The sequence below is a fragment of the Pseudomonas sp. NPDC089396 genome (assembly GCF_044749545.1).
Classification (GTDB): domain Bacteria; phylum Pseudomonadota; class Gammaproteobacteria; order Pseudomonadales; family Pseudomonadaceae; genus Aquipseudomonas.
The window spans coordinates 260,269-282,076 of the sequence record NZ_JBIVIC010000007.1; the positions used below are offsets into that span (position 1 = coordinate 260,269).

Annotated in this window: 18 protein-coding genes and 1 pseudogene; 7 read left to right on the forward strand and 12 right to left on the reverse strand. The window is 65.2% G+C overall.

Annotation, left to right across the window (positions count from 1 at the left end):
* Positions 1-161: 161 nt before the first annotated feature.
* Complete coding sequence (quiC, locus tag ACIPZB_RS15645; protein WP_400641329.1) at positions 162-2,069, reverse strand: 3-dehydroshikimate dehydratase QuiC; 1,908 nt, start codon at positions 2,067-2,069, stop codon at positions 162-164.
* A gap of 388 nt (positions 2,070-2,457) precedes the next feature.
* On the opposite strand from quiC, the gene ACIPZB_RS15650 reads away from it, so the two are divergent.
* Positions 2,458-3,831: an MFS transporter gene (locus tag ACIPZB_RS15650; RefSeq protein WP_400641330.1), complete on the forward strand. Its 1,374-nt coding sequence runs from the start codon at positions 2,458-2,460 to the stop codon at positions 3,829-3,831.
* A 137-nt stretch (positions 3,832-3,968) separates the two neighbouring features.
* Here the strand turns inward: ACIPZB_RS15650 and ACIPZB_RS15655 are convergent, their stop codons facing one another.
* The 5 genes and pseudogenes from ACIPZB_RS15655 to ACIPZB_RS15675 all read right to left on the reverse strand — a co-directional run.
* A complete protein-coding gene (locus ACIPZB_RS15655; RefSeq protein ID WP_400641332.1) occupies positions 3,969-5,381 on the reverse strand; it encodes a DOPA decarboxylase in 1,413 nt (470 codons plus the stop codon).
* A 202-nt stretch (positions 5,382-5,583) separates the two neighbouring features.
* Positions 5,584-6,528 (reverse strand): LysR family transcriptional regulator, encoded by a 945-nt coding sequence (locus tag ACIPZB_RS15660; protein ID WP_400641333.1) that lies wholly within the window; start codon positions 6,526-6,528, stop codon positions 5,584-5,586.
* A gap of 138 nt (positions 6,529-6,666) precedes the next feature.
* Positions 6,667-7,377, reverse strand: coding sequence for a YebC/PmpR family DNA-binding transcriptional regulator (locus ACIPZB_RS15665; protein WP_008093726.1), 711 nt, complete (start codon positions 7,375-7,377; stop codon positions 6,667-6,669).
* A 94-nt stretch (positions 7,378-7,471) separates the two neighbouring features.
* Positions 7,472-8,863 carry an FAD-dependent oxidoreductase gene (locus ACIPZB_RS15670; protein WP_400641336.1) on the reverse strand — a complete coding sequence of 464 codons (1,392 nt, stop codon included), beginning with the start codon at positions 8,861-8,863 and terminating at the stop codon, positions 7,472-7,474.
* Between the two features lie 221 nt (positions 8,864-9,084).
* Positions 9,085-9,420, reverse strand: a pseudogene (locus ACIPZB_RS15675) (MFS transporter); the annotation flags it as partial.
* Between the two features lie 244 nt (positions 9,421-9,664).
* On the opposite strand from ACIPZB_RS15675, the gene ACIPZB_RS15680 reads away from it, so the two are divergent.
* Entirely contained in the window at positions 9,665-10,534 is an 870-nt protein-coding gene (locus ACIPZB_RS15680; protein WP_400641338.1) for a LysR substrate-binding domain-containing protein, read from the forward strand.
* 157 nt (positions 10,535-10,691) lie between these two features.
* Complete coding sequence (locus tag ACIPZB_RS15685) at positions 10,692-11,057, forward strand: DUF2784 domain-containing protein (protein ID WP_400641340.1); 366 nt, start codon at positions 10,692-10,694, stop codon at positions 11,055-11,057.
* On the opposite strand, the gene tam is transcribed toward ACIPZB_RS15685, so the two are convergent.
* Positions 11,054-11,830, reverse strand: coding sequence for a trans-aconitate 2-methyltransferase (gene tam / locus ACIPZB_RS15690; RefSeq protein ID WP_008093713.1), 777 nt, complete (start codon positions 11,828-11,830; stop codon positions 11,054-11,056). The genes ACIPZB_RS15685 and tam overlap by 4 nt on opposite strands.
* A 180-nt stretch (positions 11,831-12,010) precedes the next feature.
* Between tam and ACIPZB_RS15695 the strand changes: the two genes are divergently transcribed.
* Positions 12,011-12,190, forward strand: coding sequence for a hypothetical protein (locus ACIPZB_RS15695; RefSeq protein ID WP_008093711.1), 180 nt, complete (start codon positions 12,011-12,013; stop codon positions 12,188-12,190).
* Between the two features lie 3 nt (positions 12,191-12,193).
* Here ACIPZB_RS15695 and ACIPZB_RS15700 read toward each other — a convergent pair whose 3' ends face one another.
* Positions 12,194-13,603 carry an amino acid permease gene (locus tag ACIPZB_RS15700; RefSeq protein ID WP_400641342.1) on the reverse strand — a complete coding sequence of 470 codons (1,410 nt, stop codon included), beginning with the start codon at positions 13,601-13,603 and terminating at the stop codon, positions 12,194-12,196.
* A gap of 325 nt (positions 13,604-13,928) precedes the next feature.
* On the opposite strand from ACIPZB_RS15700, the gene ACIPZB_RS15705 reads away from it, so the two are divergent.
* The gene (locus tag ACIPZB_RS15705; protein ID WP_400641344.1) at positions 13,929-15,353 is read left to right on the forward strand and encodes a PLP-dependent aminotransferase family protein; all 1,425 of its coding nucleotides are present in this window, start codon (positions 13,929-13,931) and stop codon (positions 15,351-15,353) included.
* Between the two features lie 165 nt (positions 15,354-15,518).
* On the opposite strand, the gene ACIPZB_RS15710 is transcribed toward ACIPZB_RS15705, so the two are convergent.
* Genes ACIPZB_RS15710 through ACIPZB_RS15720 form a run of 3 tightly spaced genes read right to left on the reverse strand, consistent with a single transcriptional unit; the run spans position 15,519 to position 19,116 of the window.
* Positions 15,519-16,541 (reverse strand): histone deacetylase family protein, encoded by a 1,023-nt coding sequence (locus tag ACIPZB_RS15710; protein ID WP_400641346.1) that lies wholly within the window; start codon positions 16,539-16,541, stop codon positions 15,519-15,521.
* On the reverse strand, positions 16,541-17,782 hold the full coding sequence (locus ACIPZB_RS15715) for a Zn-dependent hydrolase (protein ID WP_400641348.1): 1,242 nt from the start codon (positions 17,780-17,782) through the stop codon (positions 16,541-16,543). The genes ACIPZB_RS15710 and ACIPZB_RS15715 overlap by 1 nt, the downstream gene beginning before the upstream one ends.
* Before the next feature lie 29 nt (positions 17,783-17,811).
* Positions 17,812-19,116 (reverse strand): MFS transporter, encoded by a 1,305-nt coding sequence (locus ACIPZB_RS15720; protein ID WP_008092695.1) that lies wholly within the window; start codon positions 19,114-19,116, stop codon positions 17,812-17,814.
* 154 nt (positions 19,117-19,270) lie between these two features.
* On the opposite strand from ACIPZB_RS15720, the gene ACIPZB_RS15725 reads away from it, so the two are divergent.
* Both ACIPZB_RS15725 and ACIPZB_RS15730 read left to right on the forward strand, forming a co-directional pair.
* Positions 19,271-20,179, forward strand: a complete 909-nt coding sequence (locus ACIPZB_RS15725) for a LysR family transcriptional regulator (protein WP_400641350.1) — start codon at positions 19,271-19,273, stop codon at positions 20,177-20,179.
* Between the two features lie 127 nt (positions 20,180-20,306).
* Positions 20,307-20,849, forward strand: a complete 543-nt coding sequence (locus tag ACIPZB_RS15730) for a WYL domain-containing protein (RefSeq protein ID WP_400641352.1) — start codon at positions 20,307-20,309, stop codon at positions 20,847-20,849.
* A 157-nt stretch (positions 20,850-21,006) separates the two neighbouring features.
* Here ACIPZB_RS15730 and ACIPZB_RS15735 read toward each other — a convergent pair whose 3' ends face one another.
* Entirely contained in the window at positions 21,007-21,741 is a 735-nt protein-coding gene (locus tag ACIPZB_RS15735) for a hypothetical protein (protein ID WP_400641354.1), read from the reverse strand.
* Positions 21,742-21,808: the final 67 nt, after the last annotated feature.

A 21,808-nucleotide genomic window follows, 5' to 3' on the forward strand; every position in this document is an offset into this window, starting at 1 on the left:
ATTACCCGCGAATACCAAAAGGCCACCCGAAGGTGGCCTGTGGTTGTTTCATCTGCTTTTTGCCAGGTGGCCCCATCGCTGGCAAGCCAGCTCCCACAGGTACTGCGTACGCAGCACCCTGTGGGAGCCGGCTTGCCGGCGATAGGGCCCGTGCAGCCGACTTACAACACCGGCTTGCGCGCCGCCCCACTGCGCCGCTTGGCCATCGCCGCCAGGCGCACCGCCACGTTCGCCGCGCCATACCCCGCATACCCACCCTTGCGCTGGATGATCTCGAAGAAGAACCGCTCCTCGAACGGCTCGGTATAAACATGGAACAGCTCACCGCCCTGGGCATCCCGGTCATACAACACGTTGTAGTACGCCAGCTCGCTGAGAAACTCGTCGTCGAAATCGAACCGCGCTGCGAGGTCGTCGTAGTAATTCAACGGAATTTCCAGCAACGGCACACCGGCCTCTTTCGCCCGCGCCACTTCCCGGAAGATGTCCGCACAATCGAAGGCGATGTGGTGCACCCCGGAGCCGCGATAGCTGGACAACGCGTGGGCAATCGCGGTGTTGCGGTTTTCCGAGATGTTCAGCGGCAGGCGCAGGCTGCCGCACTGGCTGCGCAGGGCGCGGCTCTTGACCAGGCCGTAGGGGTCGGGCAGCACCACCTCGTCATCGGCGGCGAAGTCGAACAGGCTCTTGTAGAACAGCACCCAGCTGTCCAGCGATTCGGCCGGCAGGGCCAGGGCCATGTGGTCGATGCGTTGCAGGCCGCCGCTGGCAGCAGCGGCCGGGTCCAGGCGGAAGTCGGTGTCGTACAGCGATGGGCCTTGGGCGCCCTGCTCCACCAGGTAGATCAGGCTGCCGTCCGGGGCGCGCACGGCAGGCACTTCGCATTCATTGGGGCCGACCAGGCCGCGGAACGGCTGGCCACGGAAGTCGGTGGCGCGCTGCAGCGCGGCCTGTTCGTCCTTGACCCGTAGCGCCGTGGCGCACAGGGACGGGCCATGGGCTTCGAAGAAGTTGTGGCCAAAGGAGTACGGCTCGGCGTTGAGCACGATGTTGATGTCGTTCTGGCGCAGCAGGCGTACGTCCTTGCTGCGGTGCTTGCCGGCCTCGGCGAAGCCCAGGCGCTTGAGCCAGCTGCCCAGGCGTGCGCCCACGGCCTCGTCGACGGCGAATTCGAGAAACTCCACACCGTCGTAAGTGCTGGCGGCCGGTGGGGTGAACAGCACGCCAGGCTCCATGGCAGTCCCTTCCTGCTCCAGGCGCAGGCGGGTCTGTTCTTCCAGGTACAGCAGCGAACGCAGGCCATCGGCGGCGTTCTGCCGGGGCGGCGCGGCGCGGAAGCCGTCGTTGAAGATCTCCAGCGACAGCGGGCCGCGATAGCCGGTGGCAAGGATCGGTGCGAGGAAGCCGGCCAGGTCCATCTCGCCCTGCCCCGGGAAGCAACGGAAGTGGCGGCTCCACTCCAGCACGTCCATGTTCAGGATCGGCGCGTCGGCCATTTGCACGAAGAAGATCTTGTCGCCCGGGATCTCGCGGATCGCGGCAGGATCACCCTTGAGCGACAGGGTGTGGAAACTGTCGAGGATCACCCCCAGCGCCGGGTGGTCGGCCTGGCGCACCAGGTTCCACACCTGCTGGTAGGTGTTGACGTGACGGCCCCAGGCCAGGGCTTCATAGCCGATGCGCAGGCCGCGCTGGCCAGCGTGCTCGGCCAGCAGGCGCAGGTCGTCCACCAGCAGCTGTTCTTCAGCCAGCGCGTCGGCCTGGACGTTGCTGCACACCAGCACCAGGTCGGTGCCCAGTTCCTGCATCAGGTCGAACTTGCGCTCGGCGCGGTCGAGGTTCTTCTGCAGGCGGTCACGGCGGCAGCCTTCGAAATCGCGAAACGGCTGGAACAACGTGATGGCGATGCCGAGGTCGGCGCACATCTGCCGCACTTCACGCGGGCTGCCGGCGTAGTACAGCAGGTCGTTCTCGAAGATCTCGACGCCGTCGAAACCGGCGGCGGCGATGGCTTCGAGCTTTTCCGGCAGGGTGCCGCTCAAGGACACGGTGGCTATCGAACGCTGCATGGTGGAGTTCCTTGTTATGGGGGCTACGGGGCTGGAAGTGAGGGGGGCTGCACCGGCCCTATCGCCGGCAAGCCGGCTCCCACAGGTACTGCACAGGTCGTCAATGCAGTGGGGTAGTTGTGGGAGCTGGCTTGCCAGCGATAGGGCCAGTGCAGGCAACGCACCACCTGACTTCTTGGCACGATCGATTATTCGCAGGTAAAGTCGCCCCATCAATCATTTTGTACGGAACAGTTAGTTTTGTGTTCGATTATCGCCCAAAACCCGTTTCGACGAATTGATTCGCCCCACCCCCTGGGCAACCATGAAACCCAGCGCGCTCACCGAACACTCCCAAATAACCCCACGCTCGCCCGTGCGGGAACCAACAAGAACAACGGAGACACCCATGGCCCACTCAAGCTCTCAAGCCAAGAAAGCGACCGCCAGCGGATGGATCGGCTCGGCACTCGAGTACTACGATTTCTTCATCTATGCCCAGGCTGCGGCCCTGATCTTCCCGCAGATCTTCTTCCCCAACACCGACCCGAAAATGGCCATCATCGCCTCCCTGGCGACCTATGGCGTCGGCTACCTGGCCCGCCCCATCGGTGCCTGCGTGCTCGGCCACTGGGGTGACACCCGCGGGCGCAAGAACGTGCTGCTGCTGTGCATGTTCCTGATGGGCCTGTCGACCATGGCTGTCGGCCTGCTGCCCACCTACCACGACATCGGTATCCTCGCCCCGGCCTTGCTGGTGGTGCTGCGCCTGATCCAGGGCTTCGCCGTGGCCGGCGAAATCTCCGGCGCCAGTTCGATGATCATGGAGCACGCCCCGTTCGGCCGCCGCGGCTACTACGCCAGCTTCACCCTGCAAGGGGTGCAGGCCGGCCAGGTGCTGGCGGCCGCGGTGTTCCTGCCACTGGCTTACTTCATGCCCAGCGAGGCGTTCAACGAGTGGGGCTGGCGGATTCCGTTCCTGATGAGCGCGATGGTGCTGATCGCAGGTTTCATCATCCGCAAGGAAGTGCATGAAACCCCGGCGTTCGTGAAGGAAGAGAAGCAGGACAAGGTGGCCAAGTCGCCGATCAGCGAGGCCTTCCGCCACAGCTGGAAGCACATGGTGCTGGTGATGTTCATGGCCTTGATGAACGTGATTCCGGTGGTCGCCACCATCTTCGGCGCCGCCTATGCGGTACAACCGGCCTACGGCATCGGCTTCGACAAGAGCGTGTACTTGTGGATCCCGGTGGTGGGCAACATCGTCGCGGTGCTGGTGATCCCCTTTGTCGGCAACCTCTCCGACAAGATCGGCCGGCGCCCGACCATGATCGCCGGTTGCCTGGGCTCGGGCCTTTTGGCCTTCGTTTATCTGTATGCGATCAGCATCCAGAACGTACCGCTGGCCTTCGCCTCGTCGATCCTGATGTGGGGCATGGTTTACCAGGGTTACAACGCTGTGTTCCCAAGCTTCTACCCGGAGCTGTTCCACACCCGCTACCGGGTTTCGGCCATGGCCATCGCGCAGAACGTCGGCACCATGCTGACCGCGATGCTGCCGGCGCTGTTCGCCCTGGTGGCGCCACCGGGTTCGGAGAACATTCCGCTGGTGGTGGGTGGGTTGGCGTTCTTTGTTACCTGCCTGTGTGCGCTGGCAGCGTATATCGCGCCGGAGACGCATCGTCTGGCGATGGAAGATTTGGGGAATCCGCAGGCCACGCCGATGGAGAAAGGCGCCTTTGAGGCCAGTCGCAAGGGGAGCTTTCAGCCGGTGAGCAACTGATAGACCGTAGGGGGCTGCTTTGCAGCCCTTTCGCCGGCAAGCCGGCTCCCACAGGTACATCACCGCTTTCAAGGCCTGTGGTGTACCTGTGGGAGCCGGCTTGCCGGCGAAAGGGCCGCACAGCGGCCCCAGCGATGTCAGCCCTTGACCACGTCCTGAAGCCGCACCCACAACTTCTCCACATGCTCACGCTCGGTCGGCAGCGCCCCCACCGAAACCCGCACCATCCAGCGCCCATTCAAAGTCGCCGGCGTCACATAAGCCTCCCCGGAAGCATTGAGCCGCTCGGCCCAGCCCTTGGTATGCGCATCCAGCGCTTCCCCTTCCAGCCCCGCAGGCTTATGCACAATGCACAAGGTCTGCAACTGCACCGGCGCCAACACCGCCCACTCCCCAGCCGCCTCCACCTGCTCGGTCAGCCACCGAGCATTGTCCAGGTCACGCCGCAAACGCTGCTGCAACGCCTCGACACCCTCGCTGCGCAGCATGAACCACAGCTTCAGCGCGCGGAACCGGCGCCCCAGCGGAATGCCCCAATCGCGCAGGTTCTTCACCTCGCCATCGACCGCCGATTGCAGGTAGCTGGGGTTGGTGCTCATCACCCGGATCAGGTGCTGCGGATCGCGCACGTAATAGATCGAGCAATCGAAGGCCACGCCCAGCCATTTGTGCGCGTTGACCACCACCGAGTCGGCCAGCTCGATGCCGTCCCACATCCAGCGGCACTCCGGCAGGATCATCGCCGAGCCGGCCATGGCCGAGTCGACGTGCAACCACAGGCCCTTGGCCTGGGCGATTTCGCCGATCGCGCGCAACGGGTCCAGCGCGGTGGTGGTCGTGGTGCCGGTGGTGGCGACCACCGCGCAGGGTTGGTTGCCGGCGGCCAGGTCCTGCTCGATCGCCGCCTGCAGCGCCTCGGGGCGCATGGCGAACTGTTCGTCGGTGGCGATCAGGCGGATGTTGGCGCGACCGAAGCCCGCCAGCAGCGCGGCCTTGTCCACCGAGCTGTGGGCATGGGCGCTGACGTAGACGATCAAGGGCTTGGCTTCGGCCTGCAGGCCGCCGCGGACCAGGGCGTAGTCGGTGGCTCGCTCACGGGCGCAGATCAGCGCGACCAGGGTGCTGGTCGAGGCCGTGTCCTGGATCACGCCGCTCCACTGCGAGGAAAGACCGAGCAACTGGCGCAGCCAGTCGAGGGTGGTTTCCTCCAGCTCGCTCAGCGCCGGGCTCGATTGCCACGACAGGCCGAGCACACCCAGGCCGGTGCTGAGGAAGTCGCCCAGTACCGATGAGAGGGTGCCGTTGGAGGGGAAGTAGCCGTAGAAGTCCGGGTGCTGCCAGTGCGACAGGCCGGGCATGACCAGCTGGTTGACGTCGTCGAGGATCGCTGCGAACGGCTCGCCCTGTTGCGGGGCGGCGGTTGGCAGGGCGGCCTTGAGGTAGCCGGGTTCGACCTGGGCCATGACTGGGCGCTCGCCGACGGTCTGGCGGTAGTCGGCGATCAGGTCGATCAGTTGGTGGCCGTACTGGCGGAATTGTTCTGGGGTCACGGGGGGGCTCCTGAGGGATCTCTACTGGCTGCACTGGCCTCATCGCCGGCAAGCCGGCTCCCACAAAGATCTCCACAAGTCTTGAAATCTGTGGGGTACCTGTGGGAGCCGGCTTGCCGGCGACAGGGCCCGTGCAGCCAACACAATGCCCCCAGTCTAGGCGCCCCTCCCCCAGCGAATAACCCCGCTTCGCGAATACCTGCTATGGCAAATCCGCATGCCCACCCTGCACACCGAACTGCGATTGGCGCCACAACTCGAACACCCGGTTGCGCAGCCAGCGATGTTCAGCCGACCCCTGCAAGCGCTGGTGCCACACCACCCAATAGCGCTGAGTGTGCTCGACAAACGCCAGCGGCCGCCACGCCAGGTCATGCAGCCGGCACAGCTGGCGGGCGATATGCTCGGGCACGGTGGCCAGCGCCTGGCTGTTGCCGATGACCTGCACGGCGGCCGAGAAGAACGGCACTTCCAGGCTGACCCGCCGCTGCAAGCCCTGGGCGCGCAAGTGGCGGTCGATGAAACTGTCCTTGTCGCCACCACCGGAGATGCGCACGTGCTTGAACGCCAGGTAATCCTCCTGGCTCAGCGCCTCGCTGGCCGTCAGCGGATGCTCGCGGCGCATCAGGCACACCGCGCGGTCTTCACCCAGCAGGCGACCGTGCAGGTTGGCCGGCGATTCGTCGAACAGCGTGGTGGCCAGGTCGATCTCGCCGCTGGCGAGCAAACCGTACTGGCCGGCCTGCCAGGTGCGGTAGTCGATGGCCACGCCCGGGGCTTCCTGCTCCAGGGCCGTCATCAACAGCGGCAGCATGTGCTCGGCCACGTAATCCGAAGCTGCCAGGCAGAAGCGCCGTTCGCAGCGGGCCGGGTCGAAGGTGGCGGGTTGGCGCAAGGCCTTGAGTTCTTCGAGCACCTGGCGCAAGGGCTCGACCAGGGCTTCGGCGTGCTCGCTGAGCACATAGCCGCGGCCTTGGCGCACCAGAAGCGGGTCGTCGAAGGCTTCGCGCAGGTGGGCCAGTTGCCGGCTCAGGGCCGGTTGGCTGACGCCCAGGCGTTCGGCTGCGTGGCTGAGGTTCTTGAGCTGCAGGAGGCAGTCGAGGGTGCGCAGGTGGGCGAGGCTGAGGGAGGCGAAGGTGGGGTTCATGCTGGGGTCCTTTGGTTGCCTTCGCGGGCCCAATCGCCGGCAAGCCGGCTCCCACAGGTACACCACAGCATTCAAGAATTGTGGGGTACCTGTGGGAGCCGGCTTGCCGGCGATTGGGCCGCAAAGCGGCCCCGATGATCAGTCGGTCAGACCAACGTAAACGTTCTGTACATCATCGTTCTCGTCGATCGCCTCGAGGAACGCCTCAACCTCGGCCAATGCCTCGGCACTCAGGCTGGCAGCGCTCACCGGATTCTTCGGGGTGTAGCCGATCTTCGCCGAAACCACGGTGAAGCCCTGCTCCGGCAGCGCTTTCTGCACCGCGTCCAGGTCGGTGGTGTCGGTGATGAACAGGGTCGAGCCCGCTTCTTCACCTTCCTCGAAGTCCTGTGCACCGGCTTCGATGGCGGCCATTTCCGGGTCGGCATCGCCTTCCGGGGTGGCTTCGATCAGGCCGACGTGGTTGAAGTCCCAGGCCACCGAACCGCTGGCACCCAGCTGGCCCTTGCGGAACAGCACGCGGATCTGCGCAACGGTGCGGTTGACGTTGTCGGTCAGGCACTCGACGATCAGCGGCACCTGGTGCGGCGCGAAACCTTCATAGCTCACCGCCTGGTATTGCACGGCATCACCGTCCAGGCCAGCACCCTTGCGGATTGCCCGGTCCAGGGTCTCGCGGGTCATCGAGGCCTTTTTGGCCTGGACGATGGCCAGGCGCAGGCGCGGGTTCATGTCGGGATCGGCGCCCGATCTGGCAGCGATCTGGATTTCCTTGGCCAGCTTGCCCATGATCTTGCCCTTGGCATTGGCAGCTGTTTCTCTATGCTTGGCTTTCCACTGTGCGCCCATGTCGACTCTCTTGTTTCAGCGGCCGGTTCAGGAAGCGACCGGCCAAAAGTGGGTGCAGTTTATACGCCCTCGCGCAGCGGATCGACAAGTAATCTCACCCTTTATCGGCCTTGCCCGCCGCCGCGGCGAAGCGCGCCAGGCGCACATCCAGGCGCCGTGGCCGCACACCGTGATCCTCGGCCCGCTCCTTGCGGCGGATGGCGTTGCGCACCAGCAGCGAGCCCAGGTAGCGGATCGGCTCCGGCGGAAACAGCCCCAGCGGCCCCTTGACCAGCGGCGAGCGGGTCCAGGGGTTGTCCAGCCCCAGCGCCAGCGACGAGAGGATCTGCCCGCCCATGTGGCACGGCCCCACCCCGCTGCCGGAGTAGCCAAAGCCGTAGAACACGTTGCCCTGCCCGTCCAGCTTGCCAAAGAACGGCAAGCCGGTCACCGAACGGTCCGACGGGCCGTTCCAGCTGGCCGCCAGCGGTACGTCGGCCAGGGCCGGGAAGAAATCGCCGAGGCTTTCGCGCAGCAGCGGCCGGTACGGCGAAGGCTGGTCGAACACCGACAGCATGCGCCCGCCATAAGCGAACGTGTTGCCGCCCTTGCCGAGCATCAGGCGGCCATCGGACGTATTGTGGTAATAGTGCACGAAGATCCGCGAGTCGAGCACGCTGATGCCGCTGTCCAGGCCAATCTGGCCCAGCAGCTCCGGGCACGGCTCGGTAATCACCATGTCGCTGGAGACGATGGCCACGCTGCGCTCGAACTGCGGGAAGGCCCGCGCCATCCAGGCGTTCAGGCCAAGCACCACACGGTCGGCACGCACCGTGCCGTGGGCCGTGCGCACCTGCACCGGGGCGCCGTGCTCAAGGCCGGTCATGGCCGTGCCTTCATGAATCCGCACCCCGCGCTGCAAGGCCACCCGGCGCAAGCCGCGTACCAGCCGGCCCGGCTGCACCGTGGCGGCGGCTGGCGAGAACCAGCCTTCCAGGTGCCGCGCCGAGCCGGCCAGGCGTTGGACTTCATCCAGCGGCAGGCGCTCGAACGAATTGATCCCCTTGCCCTCAAGCGCCGCGATCACCGCATCGGTGGTGCCGACCTGGGCCGCGTTGGTGGCGGTGTACAGGGTGCCGTCCAGGCGGTAGTCGCAATCGATGCCATTGGCTGCGCAAAACGCCCCGATGGCACCGATGCTGCGCTCCGACTCGCGCACCAGGCGCACCGCTTCGGCCACCCCGAACAGGCGTTCGAGGGTGAAGTACTTGGCCGACCAGGACAGCGCGCAACCGCCGTTGCGGCCACTGGCACCGGCACCGCAGATGTCGGCCTCGATCAGCATCACGTCCAGCGCCGGGATCGCCTCCTTGAGCATCAGCGCGGTCCACAACCCGGTGTAGCCGCCACCGACGATGCACACGTCGCAACGGGCATCGCCTTGCAGCGGCGGGCACACCGCGTCCTGCTCAGAATCCAGGGCCTGTTGCAGCCAGAAGGGTCTCATTCGCTCGCTTTCCTTTAAGTACGCAGTGGCTTGATCGCCATGCTGGTGTTGGGTGCCACGTCCTGGGCCTGGGGTGCGCTGGCCGGGCGGCTGTTCCAGTGCGGCAGCAGCACCAGGGCGGAGAACAGCGCGCAGCCGACGAACACGATGAACACCGTGACGCTGTCGAAGTAGCCCGGCAGCAACCCGCCGAGCACCGCGCCCACCGAGCCGCAGCCGTTCAGCATGCAGGTAGCGAAGATCGGGAAGGTCGCGTAGCTGCCCATCACCACGGCTGCTGCGGCCGAGATCAGCAGGCCGCCGAGCACCACCACGCGCGGGCCGAAGCGGTCGGCGAGCATGCCCCAGGTGAACTGGCCCACGGCGTAGGCGGCCAGGTAGATGCCGTCGAGGTTGGCCATGGCGGCCTTGTCGAGCATGAAGGTGGGGTCTTCGCCGATGCCGAGCTTGGCCACCGAGAAGGCTTTGCGGGTGAAGTAGAAGGCGGCGTAGGCCAGCCAGGTGATGGCGAAAATCTGGATGCGCCAACGTTTCAACGCGGCTAGGGATTGATTCATGGTGAGTCTGACCTCTTGCTCAAGTGTGCCGACAGAATGTGAAAAAACGCCTGTCTTGTTGTTGTGTTGCGCACTGCATGACGGGGCTCGTGATTGGTCAGATGGCGCAGGTGTGTGCGCCATGGCCCGGCAACCGCTTGTGGCGGCGGCGATGGGCTGAGGGCTATGGAAACAGCGGGTGACTGATAAATAAAATCGATTTATCGTATTTCACACATAAGCCCAGCTTGTTACTGGAGTCGTCATGTCGGTGTCCCACGCTCAACTCAAGGCCTTTCACGCGGTGGCCGTGCACGGCAGCTTTACCCGCGCCGCGCAAAAACTGTTTCTGACCCAGCCCGCGGTGTCCGACCAGGTGCGAAAACTCGAGGAACGTTTCGGCGTGCTGCTGTTTCACCGCAACAAGCGTTCGGTGCAGTTGACCGACCTGGGTGAGCGTCTGCTCGGGGTCAGCCAGCGCCTGTTCGCCTGCGAGGCCGAAGCCCTTGAGCTGCTGCAGGACTCCCGTGCCCTGCACACCGGCAGCCTGGTGCTGGCGGTGGATGCCCCGGTGCACGTGCTGCCGCAGATCGCACGCTTCTGCCAGCGCTACCCGGGGATCCAGGTCAAGATTGAAACCGGCAACACCGACGAGTCCCTCGCCCGGCTGTTCAGCTACCAGGCCGACCTGGCCCTGCTGGGGCGTGATGTCGACGATGAGCGCTTGTTCTGTGTGCCCTTGCGCCGCGACCCGATGGTGGCGTTCGTTTCCCACCACCATCCCTGGGCCAGCCGCGGCTCGATCAGCCTGGCGGACCTGGATGACACGCCGCTGGTACTGCGTGAGCCTGGGTCGGTGACCCGGCAGACCCTGGAAGAAGAGATGCAGCGCGCCGGCCTGCGGATTCGCCCGGCGATTCAGGTCGAAGGCCGGGAAGCGGCGCGCGAGGCGGTGGTGGTGGGGATTGGCGTGGGGGTGGTGTCGGCGGCGGAGTTTGGTGCCGATGCGCGGGTGTGTGCGTTGCCGATCGTGGATTGTCAGCGGCACCTGACCGAGACATTGGTGTGCCTGAGTGAGCAGCGCACGCGGCGGGTGGTGGCGACCTTTCTGCAGATGGTTGAGGAAGGGTTGTAGTGGCAGTACCGGCCTCATCGCCGGCAAGCCGGCTCCCACAGGGGCCCCACAACATTCCAGGGCTGTGGAGTAGCTGTGGGAGCCGGCTTGCCGGCGATAGGGCCGGTAAAGCCAACACAACTATGCTGGCAGTACCTCAACTCCAGGCACACTCGCCATGCTCTTTCGCCTAGCCGCCGACACCCTGGTCCTGCTGCACCTGGCCTTCATCCTGCTGGTGCTGTTCGGCGGCCTGCTGGTCCTCCGATGGCCCCGCGCCCTGCTCCTGCACCTGCCCGCCCTGGCCTGGGGCCTGGCAGTCGAAGGCCTGCACCTCCCCTGCCCCCTGACCGACTGGGAAAACCAGATGCGCTTCGCCGCCGGCGATGCCGGCTACCCAGGTGGTTTCGTCGAGCACTACATCTGGCCTCTGATCTACCCCGCCGGGCTGACGCCGCAGCTGCAGTGGCTACTGGGCGCCATCGTGCTGCTGCTCAACCTCGGCATCTACGGGTACGTGATCTGGCGCTGGCGCCAGCGCTAGCGGGTAGCAATCACAAACAGCCGCGGAAACGGCAACAGCACCGTGCCGTCGCTGGCGGGCGGGTATTCCCGCTGCATGGCCTGCAGGTACATCTGCAGGAAGTCCGCCTGCTCGTCCTCGTCCAACTGCGTCAGGTAGGGACGCAGGGCCGAACCCTTGAACCACTCCACCACCGCCTCGGCACCGCCCGCCAGTGGGTGGTGATAGGTCGTGCGCCACACATCCACCCGTGCGCACAGGGGGCTGAGCAGGTCGTAGTAGAACGCGGCCTTGTGCCGGGGCGGCAGGCTGAAGTCGGCGAACTTGTCGGCCCAGGGGCCGCGGCTGGCGATCTCGCGCAACTGGCGGTGCGCCGGCTCGTCGAGGTTGTCCGGGGTCTGCACCGCCAGGCTGCCGCCTTCGCTCAACTGGCGCACCAGGTGCGGGTAGAGCGCGCCGTGGTCGGGTACCCACTGCAGCGAGGCGTTGGCGAGGATCAGGTCCTGGGGCTCGGGAGCGGTCCATTGGCCGATGTCGGCGACTTCGCAGCGCACCCGCGGGATGTGCAGGCGCTTGCGTTCACGGGCCTTGTCGATCATGTCCTTGTCGCTGTCCAGCGCGGTCACCTGGGCATCCGGGCAGCGTTGCAGCAGCACTTCGGTAGAGTTGCCGGGGCCGCAGCCCAGGTCGGTGGCATGGCGCACCGGGCGGTGCGGCACGGCGGCGAGCAGGTCGCGCACGGCGCGGGTGCGTTCGTTTTCGAAGAGGGAATACTGGGTGGCGGACCAGGCCATTTGGAGCTCCTATTGGCGGGCAGTGTGCTCAGCATAAGCCATCTGTCGGGCTTGAGGGCCCTATCGCCGGCAAGCCGGCTCCCACAGGTACCCCACAACTTTCAAATCCTGTGGTGTACCTGTGGGAGCCGCCGGCGATAGGGCCGGAACTGCCAGTCTATGCTTCGAGTCAGTCTCAATATGCGCATGCCCATGAAAACCTCCTTGGCCCTCGCCATCCTGGCCCTGATCGCCGCCGCCGCCCTGCTCGGTTCCCCCTGGATGAACCAGCGCTTCCACATGCCCGACGAGAAACCCCAGGCCCAACAACGCGAAACGGCCGGGTCCCCAAGGGAGCCGGCCGTTTCGAACCACCACTAGCGCTTAGTGTTGCTTGGCGCTGCGGATCTGGTGCACCACACCCATGGCCACTACCACAGCCGCGGCGATACCGGTGGAGATCACCAGGATCTGGTAGTCAGGCATGAATGCCATGGTGATCAGCGCGGCGACGATGAAAGCAATCACCAGGTAGGTCAGCCAAGGGAACAGCCACATCTTCAGGCGCACTTCCTTGCCTTCGGCGATCAGCTTGCGGCGCATGCGCAGCTGCGAGAAGGCAATCACCAGGTACACCAGCAGGGCGATCATGCCGGTGGTGTTCATCAGGGTGTCCAGCACGTCTTTCGGGCGCAGGGTCTCGCTGAAGTTGATCAGCGCGCAGACCACGGCCACGGCGCAGGAGCCGATGATCGCGAACACCGGTACACCGGTGCCGGCGCGGGTGATCTTGAAGAACGACGGTGCGTCGCCACGCTGGGCAAGGGAGAACAGCATGCGCGAAGCGGTGTAGTGGCCCGAGATCAGGCAGCTGCTCACCGAGGTCAGCACCACGAAGTTCATCAGCAGCTCGGCATATGGCACGCCCAGCAGTTCCAGGGTACGGCGGTAGGCGCCATAGCCGGAGACGCCCAGTTGCGGGTCGTTCCACGGTACCAGGCAGACGATCAGGAAGATCGAGCCGACGTAGAACAGGCACACACGCCATACCACCGAGTTGGTGGCCTTGACGATCTGGGAAGCCGGGTCCTTGGCTTCGGAGGCGGCGATGGTGACGATTTCGGCGCCGAGGAAGGCGAACATCACCCCAAGCAGCGCACCGATCACCGTGGTGATGCCATTGGGCATGAAGCCTTCGGCGGTCAGGTGGGTCATGCCACGCACTTCTCCGAACTGCCAGACGTTCATGACCGCAGCGGTACATACGATCAGGAAGCAGACGATCGCAATCACCTTGATCAGCGCGAACCAGAATTCGAACTCACCGTAGTGCTTGACGTTGAAGAAGTTGACAGTGATCAGCAGCAGGGTCGTGGCCAGCACGAACACGTTGACGCTCACATCAGGGAAGAAGCCATGCAGGATCTTGCCCGCCACATAGGCTTCCCAGGCCATGAGGATGACCCAGTACCACCAGTACAGCCAGCCGATGGTGAAACCGGCCCAACGGCCGATAGCGCGGTCAGCGTAGGTGGAGAACGAGCCGGTGTCAGGCGAGGAAGTCGCCATTTCACCCAGCATGCGCATGATCAGTACCACCAGGATGCCGCCGGCCAGGTAGGCCAGGACAGCAGCCGGGCCGGCGCTGTGGATCACGCTGCCGGAGCCGACGAACAAGGCGCCGCCAATAACCCCGGCGATCGACATCATCGTCAGGTGGCGCGACTTGAGCGAGGCACTGAGTTTGCTCTCGTGCCCGCTTTTCGCGGTGGTGGTTGTGGATGTTGCGTCCATCAGTTGTGTACCCCGTGCTTCTTTTTATCCAAGGAAAACTGCGAGACCGCGATGGTCATCGGCCTCACCTGTACATCAGTGCTAATGCGGGCAGGAAGTGTGTGGCTACACACGCAGACCTTCCATGGCGGCCTGCTGACGCGCCCCGGGTTTGCCCCTCGGGCGAACTGAACATGCTTTATGTGGCGATATCTGACACCTAATGTAAAAATGTATGACTCAGAGAGCCATGCACAGCGACATGAAAGTCGCACTGCACTGTACAGGCCACCGATGCAATACACCCTGCAGACACCAGGCGCTACGCACCCTTCAAGGCACCCGAATGTTTGAATTACAGCCAGACTCCTCGACCCCGTTGGTCAACCAGATCATCGACGGGCTGCGCGAGATGATCGACAACCAGACGCTCAAGCCGGGCGCCAAGGTGCCGTCGATCCGCGCCTTTGCCGCCAGCCACTCGGTGAGTACCTTCACCGTGGTCGAGGCCTACGACCGTCTGGTGGCCCAGGGGCTTCTGGTGAGCAGGGGCAACGCCGGGTTCTTCGTCAACCGCGCGGCGGCCGAGCTGCTGGACAACCACAACGCCGAAGCCGACGCCACTCGACCATTGTTCAACTCCGAGTGGTACCTGCAGCAGATCTTCGAAACCCGCCAGCTGCCCTTCAAGCCTGGCTGTGGCTGGTTGCCCAACGACTGGATGTACGAAGAGGGCCTGCGCCGCGGCCTGCGCCAGGTTGCTGGCAGCCCGCTGGAGCTGTCTGGCTACGGCGACCCGATGGGCCTGTTGGAGTTGCGCGCGCTGACCGCGCAGAACCTGCAGCAGGAGTTGTCGATCGTCGCCAACCCGGCGCAACTGATGCTCACCCATGGCGCCAGCCAGGCCCTGGACCTGGCCGTGCGCACCCTGGTGCGCCCCGGCGACGTGGTGCTGGTGGACGACCCTGGCTACCCCAACCTGATGAGCGTGCTGCGCACCCAGGGTGCCACGCTGGTGGGGGTGCCGCGCACCCCCAACGGCTACGACCTCAACTACCTGGAGCAGTTGCTCGCGCACCACCGCCCGACAGCGTTCTTCACCCAGCCACACCTGCACAGCCCCACCTGCTCGCGCACCCCGCTGCCGCAACTGCATCGGCTGCTGCAGCTGGCCAGCCAGCACGGCTTCCGCCTGGTGGAGAACAATCTCTACGCCGACATGATCGCCGAGCCGCAACCGTGCCTGGCCAGCCTCGACCACCTGCAGCAGGTGGTGTACGTGGGCAGCTACTCGAAAAGCATCTCGCCCAACGTGCGGGTCGGCTACCTGCTGGCCAACCCGGAGCTTTCGCAGAAGCTCTTGCACATGAAGATGCGCTCGGGCCTGACGACCTCTCAGGTGATGGAGCGCGTGGTCTACGCCGCGATCATCGATGGCCGCTGGCGCAAGCACCTCAAGCGCTTGCGCCAGCGCCTGGCCGATGCGCACCAGGATGTGGGCCGGCACTTGCACCGACTGGGGTTCGAGTTGTTCATCGAGTCGGACGAGGGGATGTACATCTGGACCCGGCATCCGGCGATCCCGGACAGCGCGGCGCTGCTCGATGATGCGCTGGAGAAAGGCATCATGCTCGGGCCTGGGCAGTTGTTCATGGTCGATGCCGAGCCGACCGGGTGGATGCGGTTCAACGTGGCGTTCAGTACTGATCCTGCGATGTGGGAGTTGTTGGAGAAGGTGTTGGTCAAGCATGTGCGCCGGAGTGGGCGCTAGGGGCGCAGCGACTTCGCCCCTCTGGGGCATTGCCCTGTGGGAAATGACCCTGTGGGAGCCGGCTTGCCGGCGATGAGGCCCGAACAGACACCATCTGTTGTCTGCTCCGGCCTCATCGCCGGCAAGCCGGCTCCCACAGGTACAGGATCGAGCTACAGGGGTGAGCTATCGCCAGTCTTGCTTCTGGGCAAAGAACGCCTGCGCGTTCGCCTCCAGGCTCTCCAGGTGATACCCCCCCTCCTGCACGATCACACACGGCATGCGCAACGCCCGAATCCGCTCACCCAACGCTGCAAACCCTTCGGTCGTCACCGCCACCTTGCTCTGCGGATCGAGCTCGTAGATATCGAACCCCAGCGACAGCACCAGCACCTCGGCGCCAAAGTCCTTCACTGCATCCAGCGCAATCTCCAGCTGGCCCATGAAGTCCGCCTCGCTGGCCCCATGGGCCATCGGCAGGTTGAGGTTGTACCCCTCCCCCGCACCGCTGCCACGCTCATCCTCGAACCCGGCCACACCCGGATAGAAATTGGTCGGATCGCCATGGGTAGACACATACAGCACATCATTGCGCTCGTAGAAGATCTCCTGAATCCCCTGCCCATGGTGCATGTCGGTATCGAGGATCGCCACGCGGCTGTAGCGGCTGCGCAAGGCCTGGGCCGCGACGGCGGCATTGTTCACGTAGCAGAACCCACCGGCCGCATCGAACCGCGCATGGTGCCCCGGTGGCCGGCACAGGGCATAGGCTGCAGGCTCGCCATCGAGAATCGCCTTGGCCGCGGCCACCGCGCTCTGCGCCGACCAGTAGGCCGAGCGCCAAGTGCGCTCGCCCACCGGGCAGCTGCCATCGGCCAGGTAACGCGCGGCCTGGGCGAGAATGCCACGCAGGGCGTTGGGCTCACGCACGAAGATGTTCGACATCACTTCATCGCCCCAGTCCTCGGGCACTTCCTGCCAGCGTGCGTGCGCCTCTTCGAGGAAGGCCAGGTACGCTTCGCCGTGCACGGCCTTGAGCGGGGCAAGGCCGGCGTCGTCGGGCTGGCGAATGTCGAAGCCAAGGTCCTTGGCCGCCTGCAACAGGCGCTGGGCGCGCTCGGGGACTTCCTGCGGAGTGCGCATGGCGCCGCGCGAGTAGTAGCTGCGAGGGTGGTGCAACAGCTGTTCGGGGTGGAAGTAGCAACGCATCAGGCTTCTCCTTGTTCTGTATGGCCAGCGCGGGCCAGCACGGCATTGAGCAATACGTCGACACCCTGGCGGGCGTCCTCGGGCAGCACGTCTTCGGCCTCGTTGTGGCTCAGGCCGCCGACGCAGGGGATGAACACCATGGCCGTCGGGCAGTAGCGTGCCAGCAGGATAGCGTCATGGCCGGCGCCGCTGACGATCGCCTGTTGGGCATAGCCCAGGCCGTCCACCGCCTGCTGCACGGCCGCCACGCATTCGGCATCGAAGGGCGTCGCCGGGCTAACCCAGTGGCGTTCGATGCGCACCTGCAGGCCGCGCTGCGCGGCGATGGCCTGCAGCTGCTGGCCAAGGTCGCGCTCCATGGCCTCGATCGCCGCGTCACGGTGGTGGCGCAGGTCGACCGTGAAACGCAGCGCACCGGGGATGGTGTTGCGCGAAGACTTGGCGATCGACAACTCGCCCACGGTGGTCAAACCTTGCGGGGCAAAATCGGCGGCCAGTTGCTCGACCGCCTGGATCATCCGCGCGGCGCCATACAAAGCATCCTTGCGCAGCGGCATCGGCGTGGTGCCGGCGTGGGCGGCCATGCCTTCGACGGTCACGTCCAGCCAGCGGATGGCCTGACCGCCCGTGACCACGCCGATGGCCTTGGCGTTGTCTTCGAGAATCGGGCCTTGCTCGATGTGCGCCTCGAAGTAGGCATCGACCTTGCCGCCCAGTGGACGCTGGCCGGCGTAGCCGGTGCGCTGCAGTTCATCGGCCACGCTGATGCCGTCGGCATCGCGGATGGCCAGGGCCTGCTCCAGCGCGAGGGTGCCGGTGAACACCGCCGAGCCGAACATGGCCGGGGTGAAGCGGGCGCCCTCCTCGTTGGTCCACACCGCGATTTCCAGCGGTTTGCGGGTCTGGATGTTCAAGTCGTTCAGGCGACGTACCACTTCCAGGCCCGCCAGCACACCGTAGACACCATCGAAACGGCCGCCCTCGGGCTGGGTGTCGAGGTGGCTGCCCATCATCACCGGGGCTGCATCGGCGTCGGTGCCGGGGCGGCGGGCGAACAGGTTGCCGATGGCATCCACCGAAAGGCTCAGGCCCGCCTCGCGGCACCAGTGGCTGAACAGTTCGCGGCCAGCCTTGTCCTCGTCGCTCAGGGCCAGGCGGCAGCTGCCGCCGCGGGCGGTGGCGCCGACTTCGGCCATGGCCATCAGGCTCGCCCACAGGCGTTCGCCATTGCTTTTCAACATGGGGGAAACTCCTCGCTAAAACGGATGATTCAGGCCAGTTCCAAGCGCTGGCTGCGGGCGTACTGGCGCGCCAGGGCCAACACGCAGACCAGGGAAATGCTGGCGATCAGGGTGTAGAACAGCGCCATCGGCCACCATTGCCCGGTGAAGCTATGGGCCAGCCAGGTGCCGATCAGCGGGGTCAGGCCACCGGCGATGGCGCCGCAGACCTGGTAGGCCATGGAAATCGCGGTATAGCGCACGCGGGTCTCGAACATGCCGCTGACGTAGCCGGCGATCACGGCGTAGAACGAGGCCATGCAGGCCGCCGCCAGGGCAATGCCGAGCACGATCAGCGGGCCTTCGCCGGAGCTGACCAGTACAAACATCGGGTATGGGGACGCCATCGCCAACAGCGCGACCAGGGCCAGGAAGCGGGTGGCGCCGAGCTTTTCCGACAGCCAGGCGGCCAGCGGCTGGACACAGAACTGGATGATCGCCACGAAGAACAGGCATTCGAGGATCAGCGAGCGCTCAAGGTGCAGCTGTTGGGTGGTGTAGCTGATCATGAAGGTGTTGGTGAAATAGACTCCGGCGATACCCAGGGTATTGGCGCCGATGCACAGCAGCAGTGGCCGCCAGGCCGTGCGCAGCACTTCCAGCACCGGCGCCTGCTCCTTGCGCTTGGCCTTTTCCGCCTGCTCGCGGCTGGCCAGGAACTCGGGCGATTCATTGACCCCCAGGCGGATCGCCAGGCCCACCAGCAGCAACAGCGCGCTGGCCAGGAACGGCACGCGCCAGCCCCAGCTCATCAGGTCTTCCTCGGGCAGGCGGGTGACGGCGCCAAAGGCCAGCAGCGAGAGAATCAGCCCTGCCGGGCTGCCCAACTGGGCGAACGAGGCAAAGAAGTTGCGGCGCCCCTTGGGCGCATGCTCCCCGGCCATCAGCACCGCCCCGCCCCACTCGCCGCCCACGGCAATGCCCTGGACCACACGCAGGATGATCAGCAGCACCGGCGCAGCGGCGCCAATCTGCGCGTAGGTCGGCAGCAGGCCGATGCACACGGTGACGATGCCCATCATCAGCAAGGTGATGACCAGCGACTTCTTGCGACCGATGCGGTCGCCCACATGGCCGAACACGATGCCCCCCAGCGGCCGGGCGAAGAAGCCCACGGCGAAGGTGCCGAAGGCGGCCATGGTGCTGAACAGGCTGTCGTCGGAGGGGAAGAACAAGGCGCCGAACACCAGGGCGGCGGCGGTGGCGTAGATGTAGAAGTCGTACCACTCGATCATGGTACCGATGAACGCGGCGGCGGCGGCACGGCGCGGCTGGGGCGAAGCGATGGGCTTCATGGGGGCTCCTTTGCTTGTTTTTTTGGCAGGAGTTACGGGGTCACGGTGGCGCTCTGGCGGCGCCCTGACTGAGATTTATCGTGCCGGGGCTATGATTAGTCAATTTTCTATTTATTATTCGAACTATTAACCCTGCTTATCATCGAGCTTGATCATGTCCGACCGCCTGCTCAACGACCGCCTCGACTGGAACCTGCTGCGCACCTTCCGGGTGATCGGCCAGGAGCTGTCCATCAGCCGCGCCGCCGCGCGCCTGCACCTGACCCAGCCGGCGGTGAGCCAGGCGCTCAAGCGCCTGGAAGACCAGCTCGGCCGCCAGCTGATTGCCCGGCGCGGGCCACGCTTCGTGCTCACCGACATGGGCGAGCAACTGTTCCAGCTGGCCGGCGAGGTGTACGGCCAGATGTCGCAGATCGGCGGCCTGCTGGAGCAACCGGCGGATGAGCTGGTGGGCAAGGTGCGCTTGCTGATGATCAGCCGCATCGTCAGCGACCGTTTCGACGATTTTCTCGCCGACTTCCACCGCCAGCACCCGCGGGTGGATGTGGAGATCGACGTGATGCGCAGCTCCGACATCGTCGCCGCGCTGCAGGAAAAGACCGCCACGGCGGGCCTGAGCCTTAACCGCCGACCGCAGCCCCGGCTTGAGCAACGCCTGTTCCTGCGCCAGCGCTATGCCTTTTTCTGCGGCAAGCACCATGCGCTGTTCGGTCAGGCGCAGGGCGACCTGCAGCGGGAAAACTTCGTCAGTTTCACCAGCGATCAGATCGGCGGCATGCTCTCGCCGCTGACCATTTTTCGTGACCAGCAGGGGTTTTCCGGGCGGATCGTGGCCTCTTCGCCAAGCCTTGAAGAAGTGCGTCGGCTGGTGATCGCCGGCTTTGGCATCGGTTGCCTGCCGGAGCATGTGGTGGCGGCAGATGTGGCGGCGGGTTTGCTGTGGAAGCTGCCGCCGCAGGAAGGGATCGCGGACGTCGACATTCACTTGCTGTGGAACCGGGAGCAGCGCTTGAGCCGGGCTGAAGAGGTGTTCATCGAAGCGTTGCAAGCCAGCCTCGACTGAGGGGGACGCACGAAGCGCCGGCTTGGCTAAAACTTGGATCCCATTCGTTGAGCGGGTATGCTAAGCGCAATAGCTAAACGCCATTACTCCGGGCGCTCCTTGCGCCTGGCGCTCAAGGAAGAGACTCGTGCCTAGCCACCCTACCCGCCACACCATCGCCCGCCAATGGCAGTTGCTCAAACTGCTCCCCGACCGCCACCCAGGCAAGAGCGCTGCACAGCTGCAAGCCGCGCTGGCCAAGCTTGGCCACAAGACCAGCAAGCGCACGGTCGAGCGCGACCTCAATGAGCTGGCCACGCTGTTTGCGGTGCACTGCAACAGCAAGGGGATGCCCTATGGCTGGTATTGGCAGCCGGGCCTGGACCCAAGCCAGCTGGAGCAGCTACAGCCGGATGTGCTCTCACCCACGGCGCAGATCGAACTGCGCGCCTGGGTGGACGACGGCCTGGCCCGGCGACTCGAAGATCAGCCGCTGTCCGAGGACATGCGCCTGGCGCCGCAGGAAACCGGGGGCGCGAAACTCGATGCCACCGTCCATGACAGTCGAGCGTTGATGGGCTGGCTGCTGTCGCAGGCGGGTTCCATCTGCGTGCAGTCGCCGCAGGCGTTGCGCATGGCCATGGTCGAGCAACTGCGCCAGAGCCTGGCCTTGCACGACGGGGGTAGCTGACAGGTCCAGTTGCTGAAAGCCCTGTTTCCCCCTGTGGGAGCCGGCTTGCCGGCGATAGGGCCCTCACTGGCTGCAGGGAATCGTCCAGCTACCTTGTGTTTGCCTGCCCCGGCCTCTCCCACAGGGGTCGTGCTGGCTTATGGCATTTGGTAGCGGCTCAGGACGGCAAGCTCGGCATGCGCCGCCGCGCCAGGCAGGCATAGCCCAGGCACAGCACAGCCAGCACCAGCACACCAAGCACCACCACCAGCTCCCCGCTGTAGCGCGCCACCAGCGCCGGGAAGCCGGCAAATTCGCGGTAAACCTGCACATCCGCCACCCCGTCGGCGTGGCTGATGCTGATACCGCCCTGGCGGATCTGCGAATAATCGGCATCGAAATAGACCCAGACCTTGCACACCCCGCCAGGGTCGATGCTGGCGATCTCCACCAGGGGCGTCGAGGCCTCGTACAGCGTGTCGTTGCCCGTCGCGTCGCGTACCTGCACCAGGCCTTTGGCCGGCAGGTGGATCCTGACCTCGCGTACGGCCTTGTCGCCGGTGTTGCGCAGGTCGATGAGCAAACCGGTGCGGTGGTCCACCAGCCCCGCCTCGAACGGCTTGGCGAACAACTGGGCGTAGGGCGCCTGGGCCAGCTCCACCAGCCTGTCGACCTGATCCTGACTCAAGGCCCCCTGGCCAATGCGGCTGATGCGTGACTGCAGCTGTTCGTACTTGAGCTGATCGTTGGCCTTGCTGATGCGCTCGCTGAATTGGCTCGGGTAGGTCAGGTAGGCGTAAGTCAGGGACGCATCCAGCCGAGCGGAGTCCTTGAACACCAGATAGACCAGCAGCATGGCGATCAGGCCCAGCAGCGTGGCCACAAGGCGTTTCCCGACGTTGTCCCGACTCAACGGTGCGATTCCTTCTGTAGCGCCTGGTAAATGTGCAGCGGTCCAAAGGTTGCCAAGTTCAGCACCC